This window comes from Streptomyces sp. GbtcB6 (assembly GCF_019091475.1).
Classification (GTDB): Bacteria; Actinomycetota; Actinomycetes; order Streptomycetales; family Streptomycetaceae; genus Streptomyces; species Streptomyces hyaluromycini.
In genome coordinates this window covers 254,873-267,728 of the sequence record NZ_JAGXJL010000014.1, presented here as the reverse complement: position 1 = coordinate 267,728, position 12,856 = coordinate 254,873, and the positions used below count along the sequence as shown (strand labels likewise).

General features: G+C 72.1%; 10 protein-coding genes. 6 read left to right on the top strand and 4 right to left on the bottom strand.

The features are described 5' to 3' along the window. A partial coding sequence (locus KVT45_RS24915; RefSeq protein WP_308310855.1) for a TetR/AcrR family transcriptional regulator occupies window positions 1-640 on the bottom strand: 640 nt, incomplete at its 3' end. 124 nt (window positions 641-764) lie between these two features. On the opposite strand from KVT45_RS24915, the gene KVT45_RS24910 reads away from it, so the two are divergent. Next, on the top strand, window positions 765-2,396 hold the full coding sequence (locus tag KVT45_RS24910) for an MFS transporter (protein ID WP_217550988.1): 1,632 nt from the start codon (window positions 765-767) through the stop codon (window positions 2,394-2,396). A gap of 245 nt (window positions 2,397-2,641) precedes the next feature. Here KVT45_RS24910 and KVT45_RS24905 read toward each other — a convergent pair whose 3' ends face one another. After that, window positions 2,642-3,274: a TetR/AcrR family transcriptional regulator gene (locus KVT45_RS24905; protein ID WP_217550986.1), complete on the bottom strand. Its 633-nt coding sequence runs from the start codon at window positions 3,272-3,274 to the stop codon at window positions 2,642-2,644. Window positions 3,275-3,445: 171 nt separating this feature from the next. Here KVT45_RS24905 and KVT45_RS24900 point away from each other — a divergent pair, with 171 nt between their 5' ends. The 3 genes from KVT45_RS24900 to KVT45_RS24890 are packed head-to-tail and all read left to right on the top strand — an operon-like array spanning window position 3,446 to window position 7,033. After that, window positions 3,446-5,068, top strand: a complete 1,623-nt coding sequence (locus KVT45_RS24900) for a bifunctional 3-(3-hydroxy-phenyl)propionate/3-hydroxycinnamic acid hydroxylase (protein WP_308310854.1) — start codon at window positions 3,446-3,448, stop codon at window positions 5,066-5,068. Between the two features lie 40 nt (window positions 5,069-5,108). Next, the gene (locus KVT45_RS24895; RefSeq protein ID WP_217551036.1) at window positions 5,109-6,014 is read left to right on the top strand and encodes an alpha/beta fold hydrolase; all 906 of its coding nucleotides are present in this window, start codon (window positions 5,109-5,111) and stop codon (window positions 6,012-6,014) included. Then, a complete protein-coding gene (locus KVT45_RS24890) occupies window positions 6,011-7,033 on the top strand; it encodes a VOC family protein (protein ID WP_217550984.1) in 1,023 nt (340 codons plus the stop codon). The genes KVT45_RS24895 and KVT45_RS24890 overlap by 4 nt, the downstream gene beginning before the upstream one ends. 65 nt (window positions 7,034-7,098) lie before the next feature. Here the strand turns inward: KVT45_RS24890 and KVT45_RS24885 are convergent, their stop codons facing one another. Next, window positions 7,099-8,685: a helix-turn-helix domain-containing protein gene (locus KVT45_RS24885; protein ID WP_217550982.1), complete on the bottom strand. Its 1,587-nt coding sequence runs from the start codon at window positions 8,683-8,685 to the stop codon at window positions 7,099-7,101. Between the two features lie 145 nt (window positions 8,686-8,830). Then, the gene (locus KVT45_RS24880) at window positions 8,831-10,108 is read right to left on the bottom strand and encodes a M6 family metalloprotease domain-containing protein (RefSeq protein ID WP_308310856.1); all 1,278 of its coding nucleotides are present in this window, start codon (window positions 10,106-10,108) and stop codon (window positions 8,831-8,833) included. Window positions 10,109-10,502: 394 nt separating this feature from the next. Here KVT45_RS24880 and KVT45_RS24875 point away from each other — a divergent pair, with 394 nt between their 5' ends. Together KVT45_RS24875 and KVT45_RS24870 are read left to right on the top strand one after the other, a co-directional pair. After that, complete coding sequence (locus KVT45_RS24875) at window positions 10,503-11,153, top strand: TetR/AcrR family transcriptional regulator (RefSeq protein ID WP_217550978.1); 651 nt, start codon at window positions 10,503-10,505, stop codon at window positions 11,151-11,153. A 146-nt stretch (window positions 11,154-11,299) separates the two neighbouring features. After that, complete coding sequence (locus tag KVT45_RS24870; protein ID WP_217550976.1) at window positions 11,300-12,838, top strand: MFS transporter; 1,539 nt, start codon at window positions 11,300-11,302, stop codon at window positions 12,836-12,838. Window positions 12,839-12,856 lie beyond the last annotated feature (18 nt).

Genomic DNA, 12,856 nt, shown 5'->3' with positions numbered 1-12,856 from the left:
AACTGCTGGACCCGGCGGCGGGGGCGGCGGTCGCCGCGGTGGTGCCGTCGTCCGCCCAGGCGCCCGAGTTGACGGTGTCCAGGAGGGACAGCAGGTAGGCCTCCAGGGCCCGGGTGAGCGGGCCGGGCGGGAGGGTGGTGTGGAAGAGGCCCTGCTGCTGGCCCTGGGCGAGGATCCCGGCGACCGCGGTGCGGGCCGGTGCGAGCACCTCGTCCACGCGGTGGGCGCCCAGGTCCTGGCGGGCGAGGTTCACCAGCACGCGGTAGCGGTCGGCCGCCGGCCACAACGTGAGGACGAAGCGGGCAAGGGCGGCCGCCGCGTCCGGGTCCGGGACGCCGGCGGCCTCGCTCGCCAGCCGGACCGCCTCGGCGGCCTCCGCGGCGAGCCCCCTGACGAGTGCGGCCCGGCCCGCGAAGTGGACGTAGACGGTCCGCCGTGCGACCCCGGCGGCCTCGGCGATGTCGGCGAGGGTGCAGTCGGGACTGCGGCCGAGTTCGCGCCGGGCCGCTTCCAGGATGCGAGCGCGGGTGCGAGCACGGGTGTCGGCGGGGGCGTGAGCGGGGGCGTGAACGTGAGTGCGGGTGCCGGTGATGTGCGGATCCTGGCCGCGGGGCGGGAGTCGGGCGGGTCGGCTGGTCACGTCGGCACCTCGGAGCTGGGGGCGGGCACCCGATAGTTGCACACCGGTGAGTAATAAACTAGTGTGCACATCGATGGGCAATTAAGTGGCCCCTCGAACCCCCACGTCCCCCTGGGAGACTCCCGTGCCGTTTCTTGCCAACACCCCCGTCGAGAAGATGAGCGAGCCGTACCCGCGGCGTTGGTGGGCCCTGATCGTGCTGTGCCTGAGCCTGCTGATCGTCGTCATGGCGAACACGTCGCTGATCGTGGCGGCGCCGGACATGACCACGGCCCTGGGCCTGTCCAGCAGTGACCTGCAGTGGGTGATCGACGGCTACACCGTCCCCTACGCCGCGCTGATGCTCGTGCTCGGTTCGATCGGCGACAAGTACAGCCGCCGTGGCGCCCTGGTCCTGGGCCTGCTGGTCTTCGCCGGCGGCTCGGTCATGGGCAGCCAGGTCCACCACACCGACCTGGTCATCACCGCCCGCGCGATCATGGGCGTGGGCGCCGCCGTGGTGATGCCGGCCACGCTGTCACTCCTCGTCGCGATCTTTCCGAGGAACGAGCGCGCCAGGGCCATCACCGCGTGGACCGCCACGTCCGGCCTGGCCATCGCGGTCGGCCCGCTGGTCGCCGGCTGGCTCCTTGAGGACCACGCCTGGGGTTCGACGTTCCTCATCAACGTCCCGATCGCCGTCGTCGCCGTCCTCGGCGCGCTCATGCTCGTGCCGCCGTCGAAGGCGGAGAAGCCGGGCCGGATCGACTACGTCGGCGGACTGCTGTCGATCGTCTCCGTGGGCAGCCTGGTCTACGCGACCATCGAGGGCCCGCACTTCGGCTGGGGCCGGGGCCCGGTCACCGCGGCCGTCGTCGCCGGCGTGGGCCTGGTGGCGTTCGTGGCCTGGGAGCTGCGGCACCCGCACCCCATGCTGAACGTCCGGAAGTTCGCCCACCGCCCGTTCTCCGGGTCGATGCTCGCGGTGCTGTTCTTCTTCTTCGGCACGTTCGGCGCGATCTACTACGCCACCCAGTTCCTGCAGTTCGTCCTCGACTACAGCGCGCTGGAGACCGGCGTACGGCTGCTGCCGCTGGCCGGGGCCGTCTTCGTCGGCGCCGCGATCACCGGGCGGCTGACCCCGAAGCTGGGCATGAAGCCGATGGTGGTGACCGGCATGGCGATCGGTACCGCGGCCGTCTTCCTGCTCACCCGGATCGACAAGGGCTCGGCGTACACCGACTTCCTGCCGACGATGATGATGCTCGGCTTCGCGATCGGCCTCAGCGTCTCCCCGGCGACCGACACCATCATGAGCTCCTTCCCCGAGTCGGAGCTGGGCGTCGGCGGCGGCGCCAACGACACCGCCCTGGAACTCGGCGGCTCCCTGGGCATCGCGATCCTCGGCTCGCTGCTCGGCACCGCCTACCGTGACAAGCTGACCGGCCTGGTCGGCGGCCACCTTCCGGCCGCCGCGCTGGGCACCGCCAAGGACTCGGTGGGCGGCGGTATCGCCGTCGCCGAGCAGGTCGCGAAGAACCCGACCGCCGGAGGGCCGCAGCAGGCCCAGGCGCTGCTCGACGCCGTGCACGAGTCCTTCGCCCACGGTGTCGCCCAGACCAGCCTGGTCGGCGGGATCATCATGGCCGCCGGGACGATGATCGTCCTCGCGGTGCTGCCCGGACTCCGCGGCGAGACCAGGTCCGAGGAGGCAGCCGAGGAGCCGCAGAAGGAAGAGGGGAAGGAAGAGGAGAAGGAGCAGGCGGGCATCGCCTGAGCGGCGACCGCGACCGCGACTTCGACTGCGACCAAAACTCCGACCGCGACCGCGACCAAGACTCTGACCGCGACCGCGTACAGGAAGCCGGGCTCCGCTTCAGCGCTCCGGCTTCCCATGCCCCGAGACGGACCGTGCCTGAGCGGCGCACGGTCCCGGACGGTGCCGGGAGGGACGCCCGGCGCCGTCCCTTTTCCGTCTTCGGGGGGAACCGGGCAACCGGATGCGGTCGGCCGGCCGCCGGGTCACGCCGCGGCCCGTGCCGCCAGGCGCGTGGCCGCGTCGTGGACGAACCGTGCGTGCAGTTCGAACATCGCCACCAGGTCGAAGCCGGCGCCGGTGATCTCCCGGTGTATGAACAGACCGTCGCCTCCGGCGACCGCATAGGTCGCCAGGGTGCCCACGGCGTCCTCGGCCAGGTCCGGGACCAGGGCGGTGATCACTTCGGCGAGCCGCCGCCGGGCGATGTCCCGGACCTGGAGGAACACCGTGCGGCCGCGAGGCTCGGTGGGGCGTCGCTCCAGGGCGAGCATCAGGCCCGGGCGCAGGAAGTCCGGCGTGTCCACCAGTGACCCGGCCACGTTCGCCGCCATCCGCGTGACGCGCTCCAGCGGTGTGCCCGTCTCCTCCCCGGGCAGCTCCATGGTGGCCGGCCAGGTCTCGAAGCTGCGCTCGATGACCGCGTCGATCAGGTCGTCCTTGTCCTCGAAGTGCCAGTAGATCGAGCTGGCGGGCAGCCCGCACTTGGCGCTGACAGCCACGATGGAGGTGCCGTCGTAACCGCGCTCGCCGGCGATCTCCACGGCGGCGTCGAGGATGCGCTGCCGTGACTCCAGGCCGTTCGCGCGCTTCTTGCGCTGCGTCGGCTGCCTGGTCATCGGATGGGCTCCCTTGTTTTCCGTCCCGAGCGCTTGACCCCTGTTGGCACCCGCCTTACCGTAGCATCCGCTCCAATTAGAGTAAGCGCTACAGCAATAACGGTAAGAGCCGTAAGAGCCGTACGAGCCGTAAGAGCCGCAGGCGGACAGGGACGACAGTGAGGTGGCCCGGTGGGCGAAGTCAGTGCCAGGGGTGGAGTCGACGACCGCGCCTATGACGTGGCGGTGATCGGCTACGGGCCCACGGGGGTGACCGCGGCGAACCTGCTGGGCGGCATGGGCCTCAGGGTCGTCGTGCTGGAGCGGGACGCGGAGATCTACTCCCGTGCGCGGGCGATCTCCACGGACGAGGAGGTCATCCGGATCTGGCAGCGCATCGGCCTGGCCGAGCGGCTGAAGCCGGACATGCTCAGCGAGCGGCCGCTCGACTTCGTCGACGCACAGGGCCGTACCTTCCTCAGCGCCTGCCCCGCCCCGCGCGGCCACGGCCATCCGCCGCAGATGTTCATCTACCAGCCGGCGTTGGAGCAGGTCCTGCGCGACGGCGTCGACCGCTACCCGAACGTGGAAGTGCTGCTGCGCCACGAGTGCCTGCGGCTGCGTCAGGATGCGGACGGCGACGGCGACGGCGACGGCGTCGGCGTCGAGCTGACGGTCGTCGGCGCCGACGACTCGGTACGACGGCTGCGCGCGCGGTACGTGATCGCGGCCGATGGCGGTTCCAGCCCCACCCGTGCCCAGCTCAACGTGGGCTACGAGGGGCGGACGTACGAGGACCGCTGGGTCGTCATCGACACCGAGATGCTGAAGCCCTGGCCGGACCACGACCGGCTGCGGTTCCGCTGCGACCCGGCCCGCCCTGCCGTGGACTGCCCGACACCGCTGGGGCACCACCGCTGGGAGTTCCCGATCCTGCCCGGCGACGACGAGAAGCACCTGACCACCGACGAGGCCATCTTCGCGATGGTGTCCCGCTATGGCATCGGCCCTGACCAGATCAAGATCCTGCGCGCCACCGTCTACAGCCACCACGTCCGCTTCGCCAACCGCTTCCGGGTCGGCCGGGTCTTCCTCGCCGGGGACGCGGCGCACGCGATGCCGCCGTGGATCGGCCAGGGCATGGCGGCCGGGGTACGCGACGCGGCCAACCTCTGCTGGAAGCTCACCGCCGTGCTGCGGGGCGAACTCCCCGAGTCGGTCCTGGACTCCTACGAGGCCGAACGCAAGCCGCACGTGAAGGAGGTCACCCGGCGGGCGGTGCTCGTCGGCCGCCTCATCACCGAACGCAGACTCCCGGTGGCCCGCGTCCGGAACACCGCGCTGCGTGCGATCCGCCCGGTGCCGGGCCTCACCTCCCGGCTGGTCGACGCCAACTGGATACCGGTCGCGTCCTATGCCAAGGGCTTCCAGGCCCGCCCGCGCACCAAGGCCTCCGGGCGCCAGATCCCGCAGCCCTGGGTCACCGGCCCCGACGGGGAGCGGGTCCGGCTGGACGACGTGCTCGGCGGCCGCTGGCTGCTGCTGCACCTCGGCCTGCCCCGCCCGCAGCCGGCTTGGGAGCGGGCCGGTGTTCCTTCGCTGGCGGTGCTGCCGGCGGGCTCACGCCCGGCGGAGAACGCGGTCGTGGACAGCGACGGCGTGCTGCTGCCCTGGCTGGCGGAGCGCGACGTGACCACGCTCGCCCTGCGCCCCGACGCCTACGTCTACGCCGCCGCGCGCGTCGGCGCCCAACTCCCCCTACCACCTGCCGGGTTCGCGCCCACATCGCGACCGGCCGCCGTCTCCGCCCAGTGAGGACACCCGACCCATGACCCCGCAGATTCAGCCGCCGTCGATGCACGAGCCCCCGCACGAGTCCCGGCACGAGTCCCCGCACCACTCCCTGCGCGAGTCCCTGCGCGAGTCCCTGCTCGACGTCGCGGGCAAGAAGATCTTCGTCGCGGAGGCCGGTGACGGCCCCCCGGTCCTGCTGCTGCACGGCGGCGGTCCGGGCGCCTCGGGCGTCTCCAACTACAGCCGCAACATAGCCGAGTTGGCCAAGGAGTTCCGGGTCATCGTGCCCGACCTGCCCGGCTACGGCCGCAGCACCAAGGGCGTCGACCGGAGCGACCCGTTCGGCTACCTGGCCGACAGCATCCGGGGCCTGCTGGACCGACTCGGCCTGGACCGGGCCCACCTGGTCGGCAACTCCTACGGCGGGGCCTGCGCGCTGCGGCTCGCCCTCGACACCCCCGACCGGGTCGACCGGATGGTCCTGATGGGCCCCGGCGGCATCGGCACCACCCGCGCCCTGCCCACCCCCGGCCTCAACAGCCTCCTCGACTACTACACGGGGGACGGCCCTTCGCGGCTGAAGCTGGAGAAGTTCATCCGCACCCACCTCGTCTTCAACGCGGCGGAGGTGCCCGCGTCGGTCATCGACTCCCGCTACCGGGACAGCATCGATCCCGAGGTCGTCGCGAACCCGCCGCTGACGCGCCCGTCCGGCCCGAACGCCCTGCGCACCCTGTGGAGGACGGACTTCACCCGCGACCGGCGCCTGGCGCGGCTGCCGGTGCCGACCCTGGTGCTGTGGGGTGCCGCGGACAAGGTCAACCGGCCCTCCGGCGGCCGGATGCTGGCCGACCGGCTGCCCAACTGCGACCTGTACCTGGTCGCCAACACCGGGCACTGGGTGCAGTGGGAGCGTGCCGGACTCTTCAACAGCCTGTGCGCGGACTTCCTGGCAGGCCGGCGATGACCGCACATCCCGACGTCTTCGGTTCCGTCCGCCTCGGTTACCTGGTCATCGAGACGAACCGGTTCGCGGACTGGCGCCGCTTCGGCACCGACGCCGTCGGCATGCACCACGACGACCTCGGCACCGGCCTGATGCGGTTCCGCCTCGACGACCACGAGTGCCGCTTCCTGCTGCGACGCGGCCCCGCCGAGGACGTCGTCGCCATCGGCTGGCACCTGGACGACCACACCACCTTCGAGCAGATCGAGGCCCGGGTGCGCCTTCACGGCGTCCCGGCCGTCCAGGGCACCGCCGAGGAGGCGAAGCTGCGCGGCGTCGAACGCCTGCTCCGCTTCCCCGGCCCCAAGGGCATCGCCCAGGAGATCTGCACCACCCCGGTCACCTCTTCGGAACCCCTGAAGACGCACCCCCTGAAGATGCTCGCGTCCGGCTGGGTCACCGGCGACTCCGGGATGGGCCATGTCGCCCTCACCTCGGCCAGGCCCACCCTGATGCGGGGCTACTTCAGCACCGTGTTCGACGCCCGCCTCACCGACTGCATCGACGAGACCATCAGCGGCGTCAAGCTGAAGATCCGCTTCCTGCGGGTCAACGAACGGCACCACTCCATCGCGATCGCCGCAGTCCGCGGGCTGCCAGTCGACCCGGTCCGCACCCGCGTCCAGCACCTCAACATCCAGGCGGCCTCCCTCGACGACCTGGCCCGCAGCTACGAACGCGTCCACGAACTCGGCTTCGACATGGCCCTGTCCGTCGGGCAGCACACCAACGACAAGGAACTCTCCTACTACGCCCGCACCCCCTCGGGCTTCGAGTGGGAGGTCGGCTGGAACCCCCTCGTCGTCGACGAGACGACCTGGGAGCCCAGTACCCACCAGGGCATCAGCATCTGGGGGCACAGGCCCGTCGGGCAGACGATCACCGACAAGCTCGAACAGTTCCGCCTCGGGGCCCGATCCCTGGCCCACCCGGAGAAGACCGTCCCCGCGCTGAGCGGAACCGGCATCCCCGACGACTGACGACGGCCCGGGCCGGCCCCAGGGCCCCTGGCCCGGCCCACGAGAGCCTGCTCACGCCTCCGGTGTCAGGACAGCGGGACGTGGGTGAAGCGGGACGCGATGTGGAGGTCGTCCTGGACCTGGGCCGCCGTGGCGTGCAGGGCGGGCAGCACCTCGCTCACGCACTCCGCCAGGGTGCGGCGGGCCGCGTGGGTGGCCACGTTCAGGGCGGCGACCGGGCGGCCCGCCCGGTCCCGTACCGGTACCGCGATCGAGCGCAGACCCGACTCCAGCTCCTCGTCCGCCAGGGCGTATCCGCCCGGTTCGGCGAGGCCCAGCAGGGCCCGGCCGAGCGCGGTACGGTCCGCCGGCAGGCGGGTGCCCACCGTGACGTCCACCGTCAGGACCCGGCTCGCGGCCGCCACCGCGACGTACTGGATCTCCGCCGGATCGCTCCCCGGCACCCGTACCGCCAGCGCCGTCGGCTCGTGCAGCCGGTCCGCGAGGGCGCGCAGCCGGGGGTCCGCGAGGCGGGCGAGGGTGGTGCGGGACAGCGGCGGGTAGCCCAGGGACAGCACCCGGGGCGTGAGGGTGAAATGGCGTCCGTCCGCGGTCACCAGGCCCAGGTGCTCGTAGGTGATCAGGGCCCGCCGGGCCGTCGCCCGGGCCAGGCCCGTCGCCTTCGCCACGTCCGTCAGGGTCAGCGCCGAGCGGCCCTCGCCGAAGGCCGTCAGGACCGTCAGGCCCCGGGCCAGGGACTCCACGAAGTCGCGGCCGAGTTCGTGCTTCGAGGCGGTGGTCCACACGGCGAGGCCCGAGGGCGGCGGGCCCGGCTCCGCGGGCCGGGCCGCGGCCTCGCGCAGCTCCGTCTCCATCGCCGTCACCGCCGTACGCAGCCGGGGGAGCAGGGTCGCGCGCAGGTCCGCCGCCGTGTGGCGGCTGGTGTGGCTGACGACGCTCGCCACGCACGCGACCCGTCCGCTGCCCGGGGCGCGCACCGGGACGGAGACCGCGACCAGACCCGGTTCGACCAACTGGTCGTCCAGGGCCCAGCCGCTGCGCCGGGTCTCCTCGGTCCTCGCCTCGAAGTCGTCGTCGGCGGCGGCCGGACTCCGCGGCGGTACGGCCGGGAAGCCCGCGTCCGTCGGGTCGGCCGCCCGCCTCGCCCGCCAGGCCGCCCACTCCCGCTCCGTCCATTCGGCCGCGAACAGCGGGCCGGGGGCGGTGCGTTCGGCCGGCAGCAGGTCGCCGATGCGGAAGCTGACGGACATCGCGCGGCGCCGGGTCGCCTGGTGGATGAACCGGATGCCGTCCCGGTCGGCGACCGCGAGGGAGACCGACTCGTCCAGTTCGTCGGCGAGCGCGTCGGCGTGCGCGTCGAGGAGGGCGGGCAGGCGGAGCGCGGCCAGGTAGGCGTTGCCCAGCTCCATCACCCCGGGGGTGAGCACCGCCTCCCGGCCGTCCTGGCGGACGTAGCCCATGCGGGAGAGGGTCGCGGTGATCCGGTCCACCGTGGAACGGGCGAGGCCGGTACGCCGTTCCAGCGCGCTCGCGCTGAGCGTCCCGCCGGCCTCGGTCAGCGCCTCCAGCACCGCCACGCCCCGGATCAGCGGCGTCACCGCCTCGGCGGGCGGCTCCTGCGCCGCGGGGGAGGAGGGCAAGGGGGCGGTCATCGACTCTCCGGCTCCGGTACGACGGTTTCCGTGATCTCCGGTACGGCACGACCTTCGCTACGGCGATCAGCGCACGCCTACCGTAAACCGTGGCCCACCTGGCCCGCGCCGGGTCCGGCAACCTCGGCCCGCCCGGCGGCGCCCGCTACCCCCGTGTCACCCGCACCCGGTAGTTCCCCTCCCCGTCCACCCCCTCCACCAGCACCTCGATCCCGTGCCGGGGATCCTTGAAGCTCTCGCCCGGACCGAACGGGGCGTCGGAGAGTTCCGCCTGGACGTTGGGGCTGCGGGTGCAGCCGCCGGTGCCGCCGTGGGCGTCGTACACCTTGATCGGTCCCCGGCCGGTGTCGACGTTCGCGTCGACCTTGTAGACGAGGACGCCGGGGCGGCAGACCTCCTCGTCGTTGCCGCCCTTGGCGCGCACCTCCAGGGCGTAGCCGGTGCGGGCGTCGACGGGGACGAAGACGAGTTTGGGCCCGCCGGCCCGGGAGAGCGGGGTCAGCGTGTACGCGGTGCTGCCGCGGGCCGCCGCGCAGCTGACCTGGTCGGCGTCCAGCCAGCCCAGCTTCCACTTGTGCCAGGCGAGGAAGTCGTTGTCGGAGCCCCAGTCCTCGCTCATGATGTCCCAGTGCCCGACCGTGCCCCCGCCCTCCTGGGTGTAGAGGTCGGGCAGGCCGAAGACATGGCCGTTCTCGTGGGGGAGGACCCGGTAGCCGGTGCTGGCGTAGGAGCCGGAGCCGTCGTCCTGGCGGGAGTAGACGAAGGAGGCGTTGGCGACCGGCGTGCCGTCGGCGACCGGGGCGTCGCCGTTGCCGGCGAAGGTCACCGACAGCACGGTGTCCAGGGCGGAGGGGCCGGCGTTCGGGGTGATCAGCACGTTCAGGAGGTCGTACGACCGGAAGTCCACGTCCGGGTCGGCGGCGGCCACGATGTCCTGGACCAGCTGCCGGTAACCGGGGTCGAAGGGCGCGCCGCGCTCTATGCCGTAGGCGCTGAACGGCTTGGGCATCCGCAGCCAGTGGTCGATCGGGGCGGCGGGCCGGTAGTCGAGCTTGCCGTAGGAGGCGGTGCGGAACCAGTCCTGGGTCTGCGGGAAGAACTCGCGGTAGCGGTCGAGCGCGCTGCCCTGGCCGGGCGCGTCGGGGAAGTCGACCATCAGGGTGAGGGCGTGCACGGTGCCGGTGGAGCGGGAGTAGCCGCCCGGGGTGGGGACGCCCTCGGTCATCTGGATGTCGTGACCGCCGCTGATCATGCAGGGGCCGTAGACGGAGGAGCGGGCCAGCGCGATCGGGCCGGCGCCGGCCGGTGAGGGAGCCGCCGTGAGGTGCCCGGTGCCCGCCGAGGTGCCGACCGCGAGGATCAGCGCGGCGACGGCGGCGAGGCAGACCGCACGGCGGGGGCGTATGCGGCGGCCCGGCCGTATCCCGCGTCCCGGTGCCGTACGACGGGCCGACGGGGTACGGCGGCGCGGCGCGGTACGGCGGCTCCTGAGGCGCGTGAGGCTCGCAGGTGTACGGCGGCTGGGCTGCGGCTGCATGCATGGACCTTTCGCTCCACGGCAGCCGCCGGTCTCCGGCTGCACCCTTTCGATCACCCTGTGTCGAGGGGGCGTTGGGCGCGCGCTGGAGAGGCCGATCGTGGGACGCCCCGGCCCGGGCGGGCATGGCTGGGGGCGTCCACGATGGAGTGACCCAGGTCACATGAAATTGGGGGATGGTGCGGAAATAACCGGGGAGCCCCTCCCCGTTTAGACCTGTGTCCGCGCGAAACGGGGAACGCCTCCCCGGATCGTGGAAACCCGAGACCAGGAGTGCGCCGTGCAGACCGCGACCGCCATCCCCGCCGTGCGCAAGGCACCCCGGCCCCGAGCCGACGCTCTGCGCAACCGGGAGCGGATCGTCAACGCCGCTCGCGAGATGTTCACCGAGTACGGCCCCGACGTGCCGCTCGACGACATCGCCCGCCGGGCCGGCGTCGGCAACGCCACGGTGTACCGCAACTTCCCCGACCGCGACGCGCTCGTCCGCGAGGTCGTCTGCTCCGTGATGGACCGGACGTCGGAAGCGGCCGAGCTGGCGCTCGCGGAGACCGGGGACGCTTTCGAGGCGATGGAGCGCTTCGTGCACATCTCCGCCGACGAGCGGGTCAGCGCGCTGTGCCCGATGGTCTCCAGCACCTTCGACAAGAACCACCCCGACCTGGAAGCGGCGCGTGAGCGGTGCGAGCAGCTCATCGAGCAGCTCATGGACCGCGCCAAGGCGGCCGGACAGCTCCGTCCGGACGTGGGCGTCGGCGATGTGATGATCGCCGTGGCCCAGCTCAGCCGGCCCCCGTTCGGCACCGACTGCCTGGTCGGCGACCGCTTCGTCCACCGTCATCTGCAGCTGTTCCTGGACGGGCTGCGGGCCCCGGCCCGCTCCGCCCTGCCGGGCACGGCCGTGACCATGGAGGACCTGCGCCAGGCCTGACCCAGCCGATCCATCCGTCCATCGCCGATTAGTTCGGGACCGTCCGCCGGTCCTTCACCTCAAGCATTCCTTTCCGCATCGCACGCATCACTTCCGTACCGCACGCATCACTTTTTCCGTCACGAAGTCACGAAGTGGGTACCCCCATGTCAGAAGCAGCCTCCAAGGCTCCCGGCGCACCGGCACAGTCCGGTGATGCCAACCGCTGGAAAGCGCTGGTCTTCATCGCGCTCGCCCAGCTGATGGTCGTCCTCGACGCCACCATCGTGAACATCGCGCTGCCCTCCGCCCAGACCGACCTGGGCATCTCCGACGGCAACCGGCAGTGGGTCGTCACCGCCTACGCCCTCGCCTTCGGCGGTCTCCTCCTCTTCGGCGGCCGGATCGCCGACCTGTGGGGCCGCAAGCGGGCCTTCGTCATAGGCCTGACCGGCTTCGCCGCCGCCTCCGCGCTCGGCGGTGCGGCGACCAGCGGCGCGATGATGTTCGGCGCCCGCGCCCTCCAGGGCGTCTTCGGCGCCATGCTCGCCCCGGCCGCGCTCTCCCTGCTCGCCGTGATGTTCACGGACGCCAAGGAGCGTGCCAAGGCGTTCGGCATCTACGGCGCGATCGCCGGTGGCGGCGGCGCCGTCGGCTTCATCCTCGGCGGTGTGCTCACCGAGTACCTCGACTGGCGCTGGACGTTCTTCGTGAACATCCCGTTCGCCATCGTCGCCGCGCTCGGCGCGTACTTCGTCATCCGCGAGCCGGAGGGCGGCCGCAACCGCAACCCGCTCGACATCCCCGGCGTGCTCCTGTCCACCCTCGGCCTGGTCTCGCTGGTGTACGGCTTCACCCGCGCCGAGTCCGACGGCTGGGGCGACGCCACCACCGTCGGCCTGTTCGTCGCCTCCGCGGTGCTGCTGATCGCGTTCGTCGTCACCGAGACCCGGGTCAAGGCCCCGCTGCTGCCGCTGCGCGTGGTCCTCGACCGCAACCGCGGCGGTATCTACCTCTCCCTCGGCATCGCGATCATCGCGATGTTCGGCACCTTCCTCTTCCTGACCTACTACCTCCAGGTCATCAAGGGCTTCTCGCCGATCAAGACCGGCTTCGCCTTCCTGCCGATGATCGCGGGCATGATGGTGGGCTCCACCCAGATCGGCACCCGCCTGATGACCCGGGTCCCGGCCCGCGCCCTGATGGGCCCCGGCTTCCTGGTCGCCGCGGCCGGCATGCTGGTCATGACCCAGATGGAGATCGGCTCGTCGTACGCCTCGACGATCCTGCCGGCGATGCTGCTGCTCGGTCTCGGCATGGGTACGGCGTTCATGCCGGCCATGTCCCTGGCCACGCTCGGCGTCGAGCCCCGGGACGCCGGTGTCGCCTCCGCGATGGTCAACACCTCGCAGCAGGTGGGCGGCGCGATCGGCACCGCCCTGCTGAACACGATCGCCGCGTCCGCGACGACGTCGTACATCAAGGACCACATCGCGACGGCGACCTCCAAGTCGCAGCAGCAGCTGGTCCAGATGGAGGGCGCGGTGCACGGCTACGCCAACGCGATCTGGGTCGCCGTCGGCATGCTGGTGCTGGCCGCGGTGGTCGTGGTGACCTTCGTCAACGCCGGCAAGCCGGACACCACTCCGGTGGCCTCCGGTGAGGGCGCGGAGGACGAGGTGGCGGTCCCGGTGGTCGCCCACTGAGCCTCTGAGCGACCACCC